This is a genomic window from Methylobacterium sp. WL69, from assembly GCF_008039485.1.
GTDB lineage: Bacteria > Pseudomonadota > Alphaproteobacteria > Rhizobiales > Beijerinckiaceae > Methylobacterium.
This window is the reverse complement of the sequence record NZ_VRUZ01000044.1, coordinates 13802-29792: the sequence shown is the minus strand read 5'-3', so window position 1 is coordinate 29792 and position 15991 is coordinate 13802. Positions and strand designations below refer to the sequence as shown.

The window sequence follows — 15991 nt, the reverse complement described above, 5'->3', positions numbered from 1 at the left end:
GCTCAGGCCGGCCCCCGTGGCCGAGCCGGCCTGAGCCCCCCGACGCGACCCCGCCCATGGATTCCTCCGACGCGCTGATGGCGCGCTTCCTCGCCCTGCATCCGCGCACGATCGACCTGTCGCTCGGTCGCATCCAGCGCCTGCTCGAACGCCTCGGCCACCCGGAGCGCAAGCTGCCGCCGGTGATCCACGTCGCCGGCACCAACGGCAAGGGCTCGACCATCGCGTTCATGCGCGCGATCCTCGAGGCCGGGGGCTTGGCCGCCCACGTCTACACCTCGCCCCACCTCGTGCGCTTCCACGAGCGCATCCGCATCGGCGCCGTCGGCGGCGGACACTACGTGCCCGAGGACCAGCTCGCCGATGCCCTCGCCCGCTGCGAGGCGGCCAATGCCGGCGAGCCGATCACGGTGTTCGAGATCACCACGGCCGCCGCCTTCCTGCTGTTCTCCGAGACGCCCGCCGACGTGCTCCTGCTGGAGGTGGGCCTCGGCGGACGGGTGGACGCCACCAACGTCATCGACCAGGTGGCCTGCGCCGTGGTCACCCCCATCGGGCGCGACCATGCCGAGTATCTCGGCGACACCGTCGAGGCGGTGGCCACGGAGAAGGCCGGCATCTTCAAGGCCGGCTGCCCGGCGGTGATCGCCGCCCAGGACTACGTCGAGGCCGATTCGGTCCTGTGCCGGCTGGCCGACGCCATCGGGGCCGATCCGATCCGGGTCGGCAACCAGGATTTTTCCGTGCATGCCGAGCGCGGGCGCCTCGTGTTCCAGGACGAGGTCGACCTGTTCGACCTGCCCCGCCCCCGCCTCAACGGGCGCCACCAGCTCACCAATGCGGGCACCGCCATCGCGGCCCTGCGGGCGGCGGGGTTCGGCGATATCGGGATTGCCGCCATCGAGCGGGGGCTCGACACCGTCGACTGGCCCGGACGTCTGCAGCGGCTCAACCGGGGACGCCTGTCCGAGCTCGTGCCGGCCGGCGCGGAACTCTGGCTCGACGGCGGCCACAACGTCGACGGCGGCCGCATCCTCGCCGCCGCCATGGCGGATCTCGGCGAGCGCAGCGACGTGCCCCTCGTCCTCGTGGTCGGGCTGCTCGGCACGAAGGACGCGGAGGGGTTCCTGCGCAACTTCGTCGGCCTCGCCCGGACCCTCATCGCCGTGCCCATCGCCGGCCAGATGGCGGCGCGCCCCGCCGACGAGGTGGCGCAGATCGCCGTCGAGGTCGGCCTCGACGCCCAGGTGGCCTCCGGCATCGAGGCGGCGCTGGAGGGCCTGTGCGCCACGGCGTTCGACCGGCCGCCGCGCATCCTCATCTGCGGCTCGCTCTACTTGGCCGGCGCCGTGCTGACGGCCAACGGCACGCCGCCGACATGACATCGCCGCATTGGCCGAGAGACGCCGTCCTGCATCGCTCCGGCCGGTGTGGCACCCATGCTACATCTTGGCCGTGGAAACTCGGTTAGTTTCTCCCTCGATCGGGCAACTCGCTGGGGATCAATAATGAAAAAGCTTCTGACGTCTTTCGCCGCCTTCACGGCTCTCACGGCTGCCGCCACGGCCGCCGACCTTCCGCGCCGCGCCGCGCCGCCGGTCTTCGTGCCGGTGCCGGTGTTCACCTGGACCGGCTTCTACGCCGGTTTCAACGCTGGTTACGGCTTCGACGCCGGTAACGACGTTGCCACCCCCGCCGTCGTCGCCACCGGCGCTTCCGGCATCTTCCGCGCCCCCGGCCTCGTCGGCGGCAACGGCGCTGTGATCTACAACAACAGCCGTTCGCAGGAAGGCTTCACGGGCGGTGGCCAGATCGGCTACAACTACCAGTTCACGCCGGGCTCCGGCCTCGTGATCGGCGTCGAGGCCGACGCCCAGTACGTCGACTTCGGTCGTGACCGCAACCGCGTCGCCGGTTTCGTCGGCACCCCGAACCCGGACCTGACGTTCGTCAACCCGAACGGCATCTCCAGCCTCGACTACTTCGGCACCGTGCGCGGCCGCATCGGTTACGCCTTCGACCGCGTCCTGTTCTACGGCACCGGCGGCTTCGCCTACGGCGCCGGCAGCGCCGAGCGTTCGTTCGGCGGCTTCCGCGGCAACGACGACTTCCGCACCGGCTACGCCGCCGGCGGCGGTATCGAGTACGCGCTCCCGACCGACTCGTTCCTGAACTTCTTCCGCTCGTCCGCCGTGACGCTGAAGGTCGAAGGTCTGTACGTGAACCTCGATCGCACCGCCGCCAGCAACGTGTTCGCCGTGTCCAACAGCACCGGCCTGCAGTTCCGCACCGGCACCCCCTACGCCACCGCCACCGGCGGCACCCGTGGCCGCGACACCGAGTTCGCCGTCATCCGCGCCGGCCTGAACTACAAGTTCGGCTCGTACTAGGCCGAACACCGTCCGGTCTCGGAAACTTCCGAATCCCGGAACTTGGGAAGCCCGGCCGAAAGGCCGGGCTTCCTTCGTTTCAAGCGCCCGTCGCGCGGGGACGGAACCGTGGATGAAAAAAAGGCCCGGTGCGCGAGCACCGGGCCTTCGTCCATCCGTGTACCGAAAACCCGTTCAGGCGCTCGCCTGGATCCAGCGCGAGAGGTCGCCCTTGGGCGCGGCGCCTACCTTCTGACTGGCGAGTTCGCCATTCTTGAAGATCAGCAGCGTCGGGATCGAGCGGATGCCGTACTGCGCGGCGATGCCGGGGTTCTCGTCGACGTTGACCTTGGCGATCTTCACCCGACCCTGGAGGTCGGTGGCGATCTCCTCGAGCGCCGGGCCGATCTGCCGGCAGGGACCGCACCACTCGGCCCAGAAATCCACGACCACGGGCTCGACGGACTTGAGGACGTCCTGCTCGAAACTCGCGTCGGTCACTTTCACCGTCGCCATCTTGGTCCCTTTCACGTTCGCGCCGGAGCGCGGTCCGTCCGGGCCGGACGGCCCTGGGCGGGGTGCGCCGCATACGGGCGGCGCCTCAGGATGAGACTTGGCGACGCGGGGCCGGAGGGTCAAGGCGGTGCGTGCGCCCCGCGGGGCAGGACACCGTCCGCCTCATGCCTTGTCCACCGCGCCGAGCCTTGTCCACCGCGGCGGCGGCACTCCCGGTCTTCGACGGCCCCGAACATCGGTTGCCGACGGAGACCGGGACTCGTCAAACGCCCGCCCTCGCCCCATCTCCCCTTCAGCCGCGCGGGCCTCGGCGGCCGGCCGGGGCGCTTTCGGCTGCCTCGCGCCGGGGCGCCGGTACCGGTAGAAGCCACGACGACCCGATACGGCGAAAACCTGACACGGCACCTCGCCGCCATGGAGGACAATCCGACGTGAAGCGCATCTCCCAGACCCTGCTCGCCACCCTCGCCCTCGCCGGCCTTCCCGCGGGCGCCATCGCGCAGGAGGCGGGCGCCGCCGCGCCCCGGCAGCCGCGGGTCGAGGGCGAGGCCTTCAGCGCGCCGACGTCCGATGCCGCCGGCACCACGCCCGCCGAGACCGAGGCGCCCAACACGTCCTACAAGCCGCTCCTGCCCAACCAGACCCGGGCGCCGAAGCCCGCCGAGGCCACCAAGGTCAAGACCGAGACCGTGGCCAAGGGCCTAGACAGCCCGTGGGCCCTGGAATTCCTGCCCGACGGCCGCATGCTGGTCACCGAGAAGGCCGGGACCCTGCGGATCGTGGCCAGGGACGGCACGCCGGGCGCGCCGATCCCCGGGGTGCCGAAGGTCGATGCCAGGGGCCAGGGCGGCCTCCTCGACGTGGCGCTCAGCCCGAGCTTCGTCGCCGACCGGCTGATCTACTTCAGCTACGCCGAGCCCCGCGAAAAGGGCAACGGCACCACCGTCGCCCGCGCCAAGCTCATCGAGGACAAGGGTGCGGCCCGCCTCGACGAGGTCAAGGTGATCTTCCGGCAGATGCCGACCTACGACGGCGACAAGCATTTCGGCTCGCGCCTCGTCTTCGCGCCGGACGGCAAGCTGTTCGTCACCGTGGGCGAGCGCTCCGACAAGGGCCCCCGCGTCCAGGCCCAGGACCTCACCAGCGGCCTCGGCAAGGTGTTCCGCATCGACACCGACGGCAACGCCGCCAAGGACAACCCGTTCACGGGCGGCGAGAAGGCCAAGCCCGAGATCTGGTCCTACGGCCACCGCAACGTCCAGTCGGCCGCCCTCGACCCGCAGGGCCGCCTCTGGACCGTGGAGCACGGCCCGCGCGGCGGCGACGAGCTGAACCGCCCGCGGCCCGGCGTGAATTACGGCTGGCCGGAGGTGACCTACGGCATCGAGTATTCGGGCGAGAAGATCGGCGAGGGCAAGACCCAGGCCGGCGGCACCGCCCAGCCGGTCTATTACTGGGACCCGGTGATCGGTCCCTCCGGCATGGCGCTCTACACCGGAGACAAGTTCCCGGCCTGGAAGGACGCCTTCCTCATCGGCGGCCTCGTCAGCGGCGGTCTCGTCGCGGTCAAGCTCGATGGCGACAAGGTGGTCACCGAGGAGCGCATTCCCCTGGAGGACCGCATCCGCGACGTGAAGGTCGGCCCCGACGGCGCGGTCTACGCCGTCACCGACGGCCCGGGCGGCAAGATCCTCAAGCTGACGCCCGGCCAGTGAGGGCAAGGCGCCCGCCCCTCAGGCGGGCGCCGAGGCCGCGCGGATCGCCGCGAGCGTAAGACCGGACGGTCCGTCCGGCCCGGTCACGGTAAGGTGCTCGGCCCCCGTCGCCAGCATGAGCGCGAGGGCGTCGCGCGCGGACGCATCGTGGGCGATGGCCGGCGCGCCCGAAATCGGTCCGGGCCCGGCCAGGGCGCCGGCGGTGAGCCCGGCCAAGCGCCGCAGGGCCCGGTCGGGACCGACGAAATCCGCCACGAACGCGTCGGCCGGCCGCGCCAGCAGGCCATCGGGCGTGTCGGCCTGGACGATGCGGCCGGCGCGCATGAGGACGAGGCGGTCGCCCATGCGGACGGCCTCGTCGAGGTCGTGGGTCACGAGGATCACGGTCTTGCGCAAGCGCCGGAGGATGGCGCCGATCTCGACCTGGAGGCGGGCACGGGCCACGGGATCGACGGCCCCGAACGGCTCGTCCATGAGCAGCACGGGCGGATCGGCCGCCAGCGCCCGGGCGACGCCGACGCGCTGGCGCTGCCCGCCCGAGAGGGCGTCGGGCCGGCGGTCCCGGAACTCCGCCGGATCGAGGCCGACGAGGTCGAGCATGGCGTCGACCCGCTCGGCGATGCGGGCTTTCGGCCAACCGAGCAATCCGGGCACCGTGGCGATGTTGCGGGCGACGCTCCGGTGCGGGAACAGGCCGACGCCCTGGAGCACGTAGCCGATGCCGCGGCGCAGGCGGATCGGATCGATCCGGGCCACGTCGGCGTCTGCGAGGTGGATCGTGCCGGCATCCGGCTCCACCAGGCGGTTAACCATGCGCAGGGTGGTGGACTTGCCGCAGCCGGACGGACCGATGAGGGCGCAGGTCTCGCCTTCGGCGATCGTGAGATCGACGGCCTCGACGGCCGGACGCGCCGCGCCGGGAAACCGCTTCGAGACGCCCGCGAAGCGGATCATTCCGCCAAGGCCGCCTCGGCCGCCCTTCGCCTCAGCAGCCCTTGCAGATGGAACCCATGGTAGTGCGCATCTTCGAATCCCAGGCCTTGTCGCGGGTGGCGGACGCCCGCTGGGCCTTGGCCATGTCGGCCTCGGTGTTGGCGCGGCTGTACGGCGCGCCGGCCCGGCCCGGCGGTTTGGTGACGCCGGTGCTGGTGACGGTACGGCCCCCCGGCGCCGCGGGAGCCTGGGCCAGGGCGGACCCCGCCAGCAGCGGCAGGACGAGGGTGGCGACGAGAAGACGAGACATGCTGAAACCCCGAGGCGCGGCGGACGTGATGCACGGCATCGGCGCGCGCGCGGACGACGGGGATCATAAGGCCCGTGCCATCCGGCGCAAACGGTCCCGGACGCGTCACGTGCGCGTCGGCACTTCGCTCATGGCCAACTATTGGCTCACGGGCGGCTGAGGAAGCCGATGGGCTCGCGGCCGGGCTGGCCGAGCCAGAGCAGGATCGCCCCGACGCCGAGGCCGAGGACGGCGGCGGGGGCCAGGGTGAGGGGCAGGACCAGGATCTGCCAGAGCCACGGCGCGACGCCCTCGACGGTGCCCTGCAGGGCGCTGGCCCGGTCCTTGAACAGGGTGAACAGGAGATCGCTCAGGCTCGTCATCCGTACGCCGTTGTTGGCGATGGAGCGGGCACCGTCATAGACGAGGCCGACGAAGCCGCCCGCGAGGAAGACGAGGCCGAGGAAGCGGCTGAGAAAACGAAGCATCGCACCCGGTCACACCCGCCGGCATCGCGCCGGCCCGTGCCTGAGTAGGGGTGGGCGCGGATGGGTGCAAGCCGAGCCTCGCTAAGCCGAGCCTCGCAAGCGGAGCCCTGCAGGGCCGACCCATACGACGCCGACCCATGCAAGCCGGCCGTTGCCGGGCCGCCGCCGCCCGTGCGAAACCGGCCCGCCTCTCCGGGGATGGATTCTTGACCGACCACAGCTCGACCACCGCCGCGCCGCGACCCGTCGGCGACGCGCACGCGCCCCTCGCCCTGGTGATCTTCGATTGCGACGGTGTCCTCGTCGACAGCGAGCCGATCAGCCTCGCCCGCCTCACGGCCGGCCTCAACCGCATCGGCGTGCCCATGGACGTCGAGACCGTGCGGGTGCGCTTCGCCGGCACCTCCATGGCCTCGATCATGGCGCATATCGTCCGCGACTACCCCGTCACCGTGCCCGACGACTTCGTCGCGACGGTGAAGGCCGACACCCTGCGGGCCTTCGACGCCGGCCTCACGGCGATGCCGGGCGTGGCGCGGGCCGTGGCGGGGCTGGCGCTGCCGCACTGCGTCGCGTCGAGCAGCGATCCGGTCCGCCTCGCCCACACCCTCGGGCTGACGGGGCTGCTGCCCCTGTTCGCGGGCCGGGTGTATTCCTCGACCATGGTGGCCCGCGGCAAGCCGGCCCCCGACCTGTTCCTCCACGCCGCCGCCGCCATGGGGGCGGACCCGCGGGCCTGTCTCGTCGTCGAGGACAGCGTGCCGGGCGTGCAGGCGGCGCGGGCGGCGGGGATGCGGGTCCTCGGTTTCACCGGCGGCGGCCACTGGACCCACGACCGCGGCGGCGCGGACCTCGTCGCCGCCGGCGCCGCGCGGGTGTTCGACGACTTTTCCGGCTTCGCGGCCCTCGTCGCGTCGGCCTGACCGGGCGACGGCACGAAACCATCGCGCCGGACCGGGCGGGGAGCGGTTCCTGCTAGGCCCGAGCTTGCATTCGAAAGATCGATCCGTTGACGAAACCGCCCCCGCACAGCATCTTCAAGGTGTTCGTCGGCGGCTTTCACCGCCGCCGCACCGCGGTGATTTGAAGTGTGCAGCTTGCGCCGCGTCACCAAACGCTAAAGCTCCGCGACGCGCCCGCGCCTCGTGGTCCTTGCTCGATGAGGATGACTTGCCGTGCTGAACAACCTCCCGATCCGACCGATCCCGAACGCCTGCGACGGCTGTCGATGCTGATGTTCGAAACGCATCCCGCCCGTCCACGCCCGGCCCGACGCCGGCCCCAGGAAAGTTCGCTCCCATGTCGCATCATCACGCCGACACCACCGCCCGTGCCCTGAACCAGCGCCACGCGGCCCCGCCCTTCCACGATCTTCAGACCGCCCGCGCCCGCAACCGGCTCCACGCCGACCCGATCCATGCCGATCGCGCGGCCACGGCCCCGACGCGGATCATCGAGATCGGCGAGGTCACGGCCGGGATCGCCGTGCCGGAGCGCGGCGGGGTGCGGTTCTTCTCGTCGCAGCGGGATTTCGACCGCCTCGACGGAACCGTGTTTGCCAGCGTCGAGCAGGCTGCCCGCGCCGCCCGCGAGCGGTTCCGGGCCCGGTCCGGCACCCCGTCGCGGGGCCGTCCCACCGGCGCCGGACACCTGCGCGCGGTCTGATTTCTCGTGAGCTCCGCCCGATGAAGCGCAGCGCCCCTCCCCCGGGGCGCTGCGCTCGCCTGCGCGCGACTTGTACGTGCTACTTGCACTCGTCGCGGGTGCGCTTCATCGCTTCGGCGAAGCCCGCCAGGGCGTAGTCGTCGCTGGTGGGGTTGCCGCGCAGGGAGGTCGTCTTGACCTGGAGCTTGGCCGTGCGGCCCATCTCGGTGACGACGCGGGCCTCTTCCGCCTGGTTCTGGAGCCAGGCGTTGTTGTCCTTGGTGACGAGGCCGTAGCGGGTGGCCCCGAGGTGGATGGCCGGGTCCGTGGCGGCCGCGTTGGGCTTCGCCGCAGCGCCGGACTGACTGCCGGCGGGCTTGGCCGGAAAGCCCAGCATCACCGCGACCTCGTTCTGGATGTTTTCCGCCTTGCGGACGGTGACGAACAGGTAGGCGGTGTCGCGCTTCAGGGTCTTGGGCGAGCGCGCCGTCGGCTGGGCGATGGCGTAGCAGACCCGGGTCTTGCCCTGGCCGCTGGCGAAGACGTTCCAGTCGCCGAAGATCGCCACGGGGGTCGCCTGCTGCATCCCCGGGGCCGTGATGGCTTTGGACGCGCCCCGCGGCTCGCGCGTGCGCCGGCGCTTGCGCGGGCCCTCGGCCTCCTCGGGGGCCGCCTCCTGCGCCGCGGCGAGGCCGGCGCCGAGGAGCGATCCGGCACCGATCCGATCCGCCGGCCCGCACAGGAGGACCGCCGAGATTCCGAGGATGAGGCAGCGCCGGACGTCGAGGAGCATGGGGAAACCTTGTGGGACGAGGCGGCCGGTGGAGCCTGCCCATCGTCCAGAAATACGGCGGCGGAGCCGGGGCCCGGACGGCACCGGCAGACGGCGCGGATCGCCGGGATTCAGGACACGTGCGCCTCGGTGCCGAGGCCCGGAACGCGCATCGCCGCGACGGGCATGGCGAGATCCGGCATGGGGAGATCCGGAATGGCGAGATCCGGAATAGCCAGGTCCGGAACAGCGAGGTCCGGAACAGCGAGGTCCGGCATCGCGCGCTCGGGTGCCTCCGCCAGGGCCTGATCGGTCAAGGCCTGATCGGTCAAGGCCTGATCGGTCAGGGCTTTCGCGATCAGGGCCGTGGCCGGCAGCGGGCGCGGCTTCGGATCGTTGTAGGGCGTGTTGTAGCACTTGCGCACGGAGGCCCAGAACGCGGCACGCTCGGCCTCGCCCAGGCGGTCGAGGGTCGCGTCGATGTGGGCGGTGGCGTGGGCGGCGAAAACTGGGGTGTCGTCCGGCGATAAACAGCTCTCGACGGGCATGCGCGCGATCTCCGAAGGGGTCCGGCGTGGTGGTGTGTCTCTCACGAAACGCCCGTTGCGCCGCCGGGCTCAGGGCGAGAACCAGCGGTGACCGGGCGTTTCGTGAGGCACTCTTAAGCAGGATCACATAGCTGGACCGTGAACGCCATGCGGCACGGTCCAGCTTTTCCTCAAGCTCTCACGCTGCGGGCGTCTCGCCAAGATCGCCACGGGCGCCGAGCGTTTCGAGCCAGCGCGCGGCCTGGGCCCGGACGTTGTCGGGCGCGGTGCCGCCGTAGCTCGTGCGGCTCGACACGGAGTTCTCCACACCCAGCACGGCATAGACCGCCTGCGTGATCCGGGGCTCGGCCGCCTGCATCTCCGCGAGGGTGAGGTCCTCCAGCCCGACGCTCCGGGCGGACGCCGTGCCGACGAGGCGGCCGGTGACGTGATGGGCCTCGCGGAACGGCAGGCCGAGCTCGCGCACCAGCCAGTCGGCGAGATCCGTCGCCGTGGCGTAGCCGGAGCCGGCGGCCCGCGCCAGGACGGGGGCGTTGGGCTCGAGGTCGCGGACCATGCCGGTCATGGCGGCGAGACACAGGGACAGGGCCTGGAGGGCGTCGAAGGTGCCCTCCTTGTCCTCCTGCATGTCCTTCGAATAGGCGAGCGGCAGGCCCTTCATGACGATGAGGAGGCCGGTGAGCGCGCCGATGACCCGGCCGGATTTGGCCCGGACTAGCTCGGCGGCATCGGGGTTGCGCTTCTGCGGCATGATCGACGAGCCGGTGGTGTAGCCGTCCGACAGGCGCACGAAATCGAACTGCGCCGAGGTCCAGACCACGAGTTCCTCGGCGAAGCGCGAGAGGTGCACGGCGCAGATCGAGGCGGCAGAAAGCGATTCGAGGGCGAAGTCGCGGTCGGCCACGGAATCGAGGGAATTCGCCGTCGGCCGGTCGAAGCCGAGGGACGCCGCCGTGGCGTGCCGGTCGATGGGAAAGGATGTGCCGGCCAGCGCCGCCGCGCCGAGGGGGCACTCGTTCAGACGCGCACGGGCATCGCGAAAACGGCCGCGGTCGCGGGCCAGCATCTCGACATAGGCGAGGCAATGGTGGCCGAAGGTGACGGGCTGGGCCGATTGCAGGTGGGTGAAGCCGGGCATCACCGTGCCGGCGTGCGCGAGCGCCTTCTCGGCGAGGGCCTGCTGCAGGTCGGCGACCTGGGCGTCGAGGCCGTCGAGGGTGTCGCGCACCCATAGCTTCATGTCGGTGGCGACCTGGTCGTTGCGCGAGCGCGCCGTGTGCAGGCGCCCGGCCGCCGGGCCGACGATCTCGGTGAGCCGACTCTCGACGGACATGTGGATGTCCTCGAGTTCGCGCCGGAACACGAAGCCGCCGCCCTCGATTTCCGCCCGGACGGCCTTGAGACCGTCTTGAATCGCCGCCACATCGGCAGGCGGCAGGATGCCGGCCGCGCCCAGCATGGTCACGTGCGCCAGGGAGCCGCGGATGTCCTGGGGCGCGAGGCGCTTGTCGAACCCGATGGAGGCGTTGATCTCCTCCATGATCTCGGCGGGGCCGCTCGCGAAGCGCCCGCCCCACATCCGGTTGCTCATGTTTTCAAACGTCCTTCCAGCCGCCCTGCCCGCCCATCGGAGCAAGCAACGATGATGCCCGGCACCAGGGCGATGCTCGCCGGCGGGGCTATCCTCGCCGCCGCCCTCGGCGTGGGGCTTGCCGTATACGGGACGGGTCGGACCGGCGGCAACTCCGGCCCGTGCGCCGGGGCGGCGCCCGCCATCGCCCGGCTCGCGCCGTTCGCCCGCGGCGCGGTGGCGGCCCTCGAAGCGGTGGAGACGCCCCGCCCGGCCCCGGAGCTGACGTTCAAGGGCCCGGACGGCGGCGACACGACGCTGTCCGCCCTCAGGGGCCGCCTGCTCCTGGTCAACCTGTGGGCGACGTGGTGCGGCCCGTGCAAGGCCGAGATGCCGGCCCTCGACCGGCTCCAGGCGGAGATGGGCGGCCCGGATTTCGCCGTGGTGGCCATCAACGTCGATACCCGCAACCTCGACAAGCCGCCGCAATGGCTCCGGGACAACGGCATCGCCCGCCTCGCCTACTACGCCGATCCGGGCGGGCGGGTGCTGCCGGCGATCCAGAAGGACACGGGCTCGCAGGGCCTGCCGACGACGATGCTGATCGATGCCGAGGGCTGCACCCTCGGCGTGATGAAGGGGCCGGCCGAGTGGAGCGGTCCGGACGCCAAGCGCCTCGTCGGCGCGGCCCTGGGCCGGGACTGACGGGGTCAGGCCGGGCCGCCACGGAGGCATGCCGACCGTGTCTCCCGAAAAGCGCCCGCCGCGCCGTCGTGCCGGCGGATGACGATTTGCCAAGCATCCTTAACGGAGCCTTTAGGAAACCGGTAAACTTGATGGAGCTTATCCCGACCCATCGGCCGAGGCGAGCGATGTCACTGAAGACTCTATCCATCCGCGCGAAGCTCGGTCTCAGCTTCGGGACGATCTTCCTGCTGGTGCTGGCGCTGGGCGCCCTGTCCCTGTTCCAGCTGAATGCCGTGAACACCGTCGCACGGGAGATGCGGGACGACCATCTGCCCGACGTTCAACTGCTCGCGAGGATGCAGGTTCTCATCCTGCGCACGCGGACGAACGGGGCCCGCCTCGTCAGCGCCGACACGGACGCCCTGCGCGCCGAGGTCACCGCGACCCTCGCCAAGCGGGACGCCGAGATGCGCGACGTCCAGGCCGCCTACGCGGCGCGGCCGGCGAGCCCGGAAGCCCGGACGCTCTATGCCGCGTTCGAGACGCAGTGGGCGGCCTACAACGCCCTGCGGGAGGGTGCGGCCGCCGATGTGCGGGCCGGGAAAACCGCCGACGCCCAGCGCGCCTTCAACACCGTCCTGTCGACGGGGGTGAACCGCGTGCTCGGCGAACTCCAGAAGCTCATCGACCTCGAGGACCGCACGGCCCGCGCGAGCGGCGTCCACGCCCAGGAGACCTACGACACCGCCGTCCTGACCACCGCGATCCTCGTCGGGGTGGCGCTCCTGTGCGCCATCGGCGCCGCGGTGCTCCTCGCACTCGGTGTCAGCGGGCCGCTGCAGCGGATGACCCGGGCCATGGACCGCCTCGCGCGGGGCGACGTCGCGACCGAAGTCCCGGGGGCCGGGCGCGGCGACGAGATCGGCGCCATGGCGGGCGCCGTCCAGGTGTTCAAGGACAACATCATCGCCACCCGCGCCCTGGAGGAGGAGACCCGCGTCGCCCGCCTCGACGCCGAGGCCCAGCGCCGGGCGGCGACCCTCGGGCTCGCCGACGGGTTCGAGGCGGCGGTGGGCGGCATCGTCGCGCAGGTGAGCGCCGCGGCCGCCGAACTCCAGGCCACGGCCGGCAGCATGTCGGAGACTGCGTCGGAGACCGCCGGGCGCTCGACGAGCGTCGCCGCGGCGGCCGACGAGGCGGCCACCAACGTCACCACCGTGGCGGCGGCGGCCGAGGAGCTCGGCTCGTCCGTGCAGGAGATCGGCCGGCAGGTGCAGGGATCGGCCAACCTGGCCCGCATCGCCGTCACCGAGGCGGGCGAGACCGCCGCCCTCGTGCGCGACCTCAGCGAGACCGCCGCGAAGATCGGCGACGTGGTCGCGCTGATCTCGACCATCGCGGGCCAGACCAACCTGCTGGCGCTGAACGCCACCATCGAGGCGGCGCGGGCCGGCGAGGCCGGACGGGGTTTTGCCGTGGTCGCGGCCGAGGTCAAGGAACTCGCCAACCAGACGGCGCGGGCCACCGACGAGATCACCGGCCAGATCGGCCGCATCCAGACCTCGACGGGCCAGGCGGTGACGGCCATCGGCGGCATCACCACGCGCATCCGCGAGATCAGTGCCGTCGCCACCTCCATCGCGGCGGCCGTCGAGGAGCAGGGCGCGGCGACCCAGGAGATCGTCCGCAACGTCAGCGAGGCGGCCACGGGCACCGGCGAGGTCACCCGCAACGTCATCGGGGTCGCGACGGCGGCAGAGGAGACCGGGGCGGCGGCGGCCCAGGTGCTGTCCTCGGCCTCCGAACTCTCGCGCCAGTCCGAGGCCCTGCGCGCCCAGGTCTCGCGCTTCCTCGCTTCGGTGCGGGCGGCCTGACACCGGGCGTCGATGGCCCCGGCCCTCGGGGTCCAGCCGCGCGGCGGCGGTCGTCTGCCGGACCTCCGCGACCCCGACCCTGCGTCGGGGTCGCGGAGAACGCGGATGCGGCGCGGTTCAGCGCCGGCGCAGGCTGAGGCCGAAGATCCGCAGGGTGGCGAGCAGGAGCACGGCGTAGACGACGGCGCCGGCGGCCCCGACGACGCCCAGGACCGCGACCTCGCGCAGGTGCGGCAGGGCCGGGACGAGGCCCTCGGCCACGGGCACGCCGTAGACGGCCACGGCGGTCAGCGCCGCGCACGCGACCGCGACGCCCACGAGGGTGATGCCGAACCCCCGGCTCGGCGCCATCCAGCCGCGCCGCCAGGCCAGGGCCACCAGGATCGCGAGGTTGACCCACTGGCCGATGGCGGTGGCGAGCGCGAGGCCGGTGACGCCGTAGGGGCCGGTGAGCCCGATCTTCAGCCCGACATTGATCGCGATGGCGGTGAGCGAGGCGATGAGCGGCGTCATCGTGTCCTGGCGGGCGTAGAAGCTCGGCAGGGCGCTGCGCAGGAGCACCACGGCCGGCAGGGCGAGGCCGTAGGCGGCGAGCACGGAGGCGGCGCGGGCCGCGTCCTCGGCTCCGAAGGCGCCGCGCTGGAACAGGGCCGCCATGATCAGGCCCGGCAGGATCAGGAAGGCGATGGTGAACGGCGCCGACAGGGCGAGCGAGAAGCCCGCCGCCCGGTTCTGTGCCGCATGGGCGCCGGCGGCGTCGCCGGCGGCGATCCGCCGGCTCATCTCGGGCAGCAGCACCGTGCCGGCCGCGATGGCGATGACGCCGAAGGGCAGCTGGTAGAGCCGGTCGGCGTAGTACAGGGCCGAGACCGCCCCGATGGGCAGGAAGCTCGCGATGATGGTGTCGGCAAAGGACGCGATCTGGAACCCGGCCGAGCCGATCACCGCCGGTCCCAGCACCGTGAAGAACCGCTTCATGGTCGGATCGCGCAGGGTGGGTGCCGCCAGCGTCGGGGCGATGCCGGCGCGCCGGCAGGCCCACCACACCAGGGCGAATTGCAGCACGCCGGAGACCGAGACGCCCCAGGCGGCGGCGTAGGCGGCGTTGGGGAACAGGAACGCCAGGCCGAGGGCCGCCAGCATCGACAGGTTGAGCAGCACCGGCGCGCCCGCCGCCACGGCAAAGCGCCGCTGCGCGTTGAGGAGCCCCGAGAACAGGGTCACCAGGGTCATGAACAGAAGGTACGGGAAGGTGATCCGGGTGAGCGAGACGGCGAGGGCGAAGCGCTCCGGATCGTCGGAGAAGCCCGGCGCCAGGGCCCTGACCACCCACGGCATCGCCGGCATGGCGAGGGCCAGGAAGACGATCTGCACCAGCAGCATCAGGGTGAAGATGCGGTCGGCGAAACGCCGGGCTGCGCCCGCCTCCGCCGCCTCGGCGAGGCCCGCATAGGTCGGCACGAAGGCGGTGTTGAACGCGCCCTCGCCGAAGATGGCCCGGAAGTGGTTGGGCAGGCGGAACGCCACCACGAAGGCGTCGGCCACGGGCCCGGCGCCGAGGATCGCGGCCATCACCACGTCGCGGGCGAAGCCCGTGACCCGCGACACCAGCGTCCAGCCGCCGACGGAGAGGATGGAGCGGATCATGGGGGGCTCGGGCGCGCGACGTGACCCCTCCCCCCTTTGCGGGGGAGGGTGCCTGCGGAACAGGCGGGAGAGGGGCAGCGCGACCTTTCCGGAGGGGGCGGTGCTCCCCTCTCCCGACCTGCATCCGCGGGCCACCCTCCCCCGCGGAGGGAGGGAGTCGTGCACGAAGGCGTGGGTGGAACGGTTCGACGACGGCTTCTACAAAAGCGCCGCGGGCCTCACGGCCCGCGGCGCGCATCCGACAACGGATCAGGCGGTGGCTTCGCCGTACATCTTCTCGACGTGCTCCCAGTTCACCAGATTCTCGATGAACGCCTTGAGGTAGTCGGGCCGGCGGTTGCGGTAGTCGATGTAGTAGGAGTGCTCCCACACGTCGACGCCGAGGATCGGCTTGGCGCCGTGGACGAGGGGGTTCTCGCCATTGGGGGTCTTCTGGATCTCGAGCTTGCCGTCCTTGACGGCGAGCCAGGCCCAGCCGGAGCCGAACTGGCCGACACCGGCCTGGATGAAGTCGGCCTTGAACTTCTCGAAGCCGCCGAGGTCCTCGTCGATCTTCTTGGCGAGGGCACCCGGCACGGCGCCGCCGCCGTTGGGCTTCATCCACTGCCAGAAGTGGAGATGGTTGTAGTGCTGGCCGGCATTGTTGAAGAGCGGCTGGTTGTTGCCGTAGGCGGCGGTCAGCACCTCCTCGACGCTCTTGCCTTCGAGGCCCGTGCCTTCGAGCAGCTTGTTGCCCGTATCGACATAGGCCTTGTGGTGCTTGTCGTGGTGGAACTCGAGGGTTTCCTTCGACATGTAGGGGCCGAGCGCATCGTAGGCGTAGGGCAGTTCGGGCAGGGTGAAGGTCATCGGCACTCTCTCCGGTCGTACGGCGTGGCGGCGAAGGCGGGCGCGACGATCGGCCCGCCGCCTGCCAACCAACGCGCCGATACGTAAGTC

17 protein-coding genes are annotated in these 15991 nt (G+C 71.7%); 8 read left to right on the top strand and 9 right to left on the bottom strand.

Going from position 1 to position 15991, the window contains the following annotated elements; translation table 11 throughout:
* Nucleotides 1-56: 56 nt before the first annotated feature.
* Both FV218_RS13410 and FV218_RS13405 read left to right on the top strand, forming a co-directional pair.
* Complete coding sequence (locus tag FV218_RS13410) at nucleotides 57-1382, top strand: folylpolyglutamate synthase/dihydrofolate synthase family protein (protein WP_147710104.1); 1326 nt, start codon at nucleotides 57-59, stop codon at nucleotides 1380-1382.
* 126 nt (nucleotides 1383-1508) lie between these two features.
* Entirely contained in the window at nucleotides 1509-2390 is an 882-nt protein-coding gene (locus tag FV218_RS13405; protein ID WP_056088298.1) for a porin family protein, read from the top strand.
* Between the two features lie 174 nt (nucleotides 2391-2564).
* On the opposite strand, the gene trxA is transcribed toward FV218_RS13405, so the two are convergent.
* Nucleotides 2565-2885 (bottom strand): thioredoxin, encoded by a 321-nt coding sequence (gene trxA / locus FV218_RS13400; RefSeq protein WP_056088302.1) that lies wholly within the window; start codon nucleotides 2883-2885, stop codon nucleotides 2565-2567.
* Nucleotides 2886-3316: 431 nt separating this feature from the next.
* Here trxA and FV218_RS13395 point away from each other — a divergent pair, with 431 nt between their 5' ends.
* Nucleotides 3317-4600: a PQQ-dependent sugar dehydrogenase gene (locus FV218_RS13395; protein ID WP_147710103.1), complete on the top strand. Its 1284-nt coding sequence runs from the start codon at nucleotides 3317-3319 to the stop codon at nucleotides 4598-4600.
* An 18-nt stretch (nucleotides 4601-4618) separates the two neighbouring features.
* Here the strand turns inward: FV218_RS13395 and FV218_RS13390 are convergent, their stop codons facing one another.
* Both FV218_RS13390 and FV218_RS13385 read right to left on the bottom strand, forming a co-directional pair.
* Nucleotides 4619-5554, bottom strand: a complete 936-nt coding sequence (locus FV218_RS13390; protein WP_147710102.1) for an ABC transporter ATP-binding protein — start codon at nucleotides 5552-5554, stop codon at nucleotides 4619-4621.
* A gap of 31 nt (nucleotides 5555-5585) precedes the next feature.
* Nucleotides 5586-5843 carry a hypothetical protein gene (locus tag FV218_RS13385; protein ID WP_147710101.1) on the bottom strand — a complete coding sequence of 86 codons (258 nt, stop codon included), beginning with the start codon at nucleotides 5841-5843 and terminating at the stop codon, nucleotides 5586-5588.
* On the opposite strand from FV218_RS13385, the gene FV218_RS22800 reads away from it, so the two are divergent.
* Nucleotides 5842-6003 carry a hypothetical protein gene (locus tag FV218_RS22800; protein WP_187273054.1) on the top strand — a complete coding sequence of 54 codons (162 nt, stop codon included), beginning with the start codon at nucleotides 5842-5844 and terminating at the stop codon, nucleotides 6001-6003. The genes FV218_RS13385 and FV218_RS22800 overlap by 2 nt on opposite strands.
* Here FV218_RS22800 and FV218_RS13380 read toward each other — a convergent pair.
* A complete protein-coding gene (locus tag FV218_RS13380) occupies nucleotides 5990-6310 on the bottom strand; it encodes a hypothetical protein (protein ID WP_056088316.1) in 321 nt (106 codons plus the stop codon). The genes FV218_RS22800 and FV218_RS13380 overlap by 14 nt on opposite strands.
* Nucleotides 6311-6582: 272 nt before the next feature.
* Here FV218_RS13380 and FV218_RS13375 point away from each other — a divergent pair, with 272 nt between their 5' ends.
* Both FV218_RS13375 and FV218_RS13370 read left to right on the top strand, forming a co-directional pair.
* Complete coding sequence (locus FV218_RS13375) at nucleotides 6583-7233, top strand: HAD family hydrolase (RefSeq protein ID WP_246685115.1); 651 nt, start codon at nucleotides 6583-6585, stop codon at nucleotides 7231-7233.
* Between the two features lie 490 nt (nucleotides 7234-7723).
* A complete protein-coding gene (locus FV218_RS13370) occupies nucleotides 7724-7975 on the top strand; it encodes a hypothetical protein (RefSeq protein WP_056091207.1) in 252 nt (83 codons plus the stop codon).
* Nucleotides 7976-8054: 79 nt separating this feature from the next.
* On the opposite strand, the gene FV218_RS13365 is transcribed toward FV218_RS13370, so the two are convergent.
* The 3 genes from FV218_RS13365 to argH form a co-directional block, all read right to left on the bottom strand.
* Complete coding sequence (locus FV218_RS13365) at nucleotides 8055-8747, bottom strand: invasion associated locus b family protein (protein WP_147710099.1); 693 nt, start codon at nucleotides 8745-8747, stop codon at nucleotides 8055-8057.
* A 110-nt stretch (nucleotides 8748-8857) separates the two neighbouring features.
* Nucleotides 8858-9274, bottom strand: a complete 417-nt coding sequence (locus FV218_RS22795) for a hypothetical protein (protein WP_187273053.1) — start codon at nucleotides 9272-9274, stop codon at nucleotides 8858-8860.
* A gap of 178 nt (nucleotides 9275-9452) precedes the next feature.
* The gene (argH, locus tag FV218_RS13355) at nucleotides 9453-10865 is read right to left on the bottom strand and encodes an argininosuccinate lyase (RefSeq protein WP_147710098.1); all 1413 of its coding nucleotides are present in this window, start codon (nucleotides 10863-10865) and stop codon (nucleotides 9453-9455) included.
* Between the two features lie 54 nt (nucleotides 10866-10919).
* Here argH and FV218_RS13350 point away from each other — a divergent pair, with 54 nt between their 5' ends.
* Entirely contained in the window at nucleotides 10920-11549 is a 630-nt protein-coding gene (locus FV218_RS13350; protein WP_147710097.1) for a TlpA disulfide reductase family protein, read from the top strand.
* Nucleotides 11550-11716: 167 nt separating this feature from the next.
* Nucleotides 11717-13405 (top strand): methyl-accepting chemotaxis protein, encoded by a 1689-nt coding sequence (locus FV218_RS13345; protein ID WP_147710096.1) that lies wholly within the window; start codon nucleotides 11717-11719, stop codon nucleotides 13403-13405.
* Nucleotides 13406-13522: 117 nt separating this feature from the next.
* On the opposite strand, the gene murJ is transcribed toward FV218_RS13345, so the two are convergent.
* Together murJ and FV218_RS13335 are read right to left on the bottom strand one after the other, a co-directional pair.
* Complete coding sequence (gene murJ / locus FV218_RS13340; protein ID WP_147710095.1) at nucleotides 13523-15052, bottom strand: murein biosynthesis integral membrane protein MurJ; 1530 nt, start codon at nucleotides 15050-15052, stop codon at nucleotides 13523-13525.
* A gap of 249 nt (nucleotides 15053-15301) precedes the next feature.
* On the bottom strand, nucleotides 15302-15901 hold the full coding sequence (locus FV218_RS13335) for a superoxide dismutase (protein WP_147710094.1): 600 nt from the start codon (nucleotides 15899-15901) through the stop codon (nucleotides 15302-15304).
* Nucleotides 15902-15991: the final 90 nt, after the last annotated feature.

Bases quoted from the DNA above. Each gene is read 5' to 3' on its own strand.
- FV218_RS13335 (WP_147710094.1), bottom strand. From the start codon at position 15,901: ATGACCTTCACCCTGCCCGAACTGCCCTACGCCTACGATGCGCTCGGC.
- FV218_RS13345 (WP_147710096.1), top strand. From the start codon at position 11,717: ATGTCACTGAAGACTCTATCCATCCGCGCGAAGCTCGGTCTCAGCTTC.
- FV218_RS13365 (WP_147710099.1), bottom strand. From the start codon at position 8,747: ATGCTCCTCGACGTCCGGCGCTGCCTCATCCTCGGAATCTCGGCGGTC.
- murJ (WP_147710095.1), bottom strand. From the start codon at position 15,052: ATGATCCGCTCCATCCTCTCCGTCGGCGGCTGGACGCTGGTGTCGCGG.
- FV218_RS13350 (WP_147710097.1), top strand. From the start codon at position 10,920: ATGCCCGGCACCAGGGCGATGCTCGCCGGCGGGGCTATCCTCGCCGCC.
- FV218_RS22795 (WP_187273053.1), bottom strand. From the start codon at position 9,274: ATGCCCGTCGAGAGCTGTTTATCGCCGGACGACACCCCAGTTTTCGCC.
- FV218_RS22800 (WP_187273054.1), top strand. From the start codon at position 5,842: ATGCTGAAACCCCGAGGCGCGGCGGACGTGATGCACGGCATCGGCGCG.
- trxA (WP_056088302.1), bottom strand. From the start codon at position 2,885: ATGGCGACGGTGAAAGTGACCGACGCGAGTTTCGAGCAGGACGTCCTC.
- FV218_RS13410 (WP_147710104.1), top strand. From the start codon at position 57: ATGGATTCCTCCGACGCGCTGATGGCGCGCTTCCTCGCCCTGCATCCG.
- FV218_RS13390 (WP_147710102.1), bottom strand. From the start codon at position 5,554: ATGATCCGCTTCGCGGGCGTCTCGAAGCGGTTTCCCGGCGCGGCGCGT.
- FV218_RS13385 (WP_147710101.1), bottom strand. From the start codon at position 5,843: ATGTCTCGTCTTCTCGTCGCCACCCTCGTCCTGCCGCTGCTGGCGGGG.
- FV218_RS13405 (WP_056088298.1), top strand. From the start codon at position 1,509: ATGAAAAAGCTTCTGACGTCTTTCGCCGCCTTCACGGCTCTCACGGCT.
- FV218_RS13380 (WP_056088316.1), bottom strand. From the start codon at position 6,310: ATGCTTCGTTTTCTCAGCCGCTTCCTCGGCCTCGTCTTCCTCGCGGGC.
- argH (WP_147710098.1), bottom strand. From the start codon at position 10,865: ATGAGCAACCGGATGTGGGGCGGGCGCTTCGCGAGCGGCCCCGCCGAG.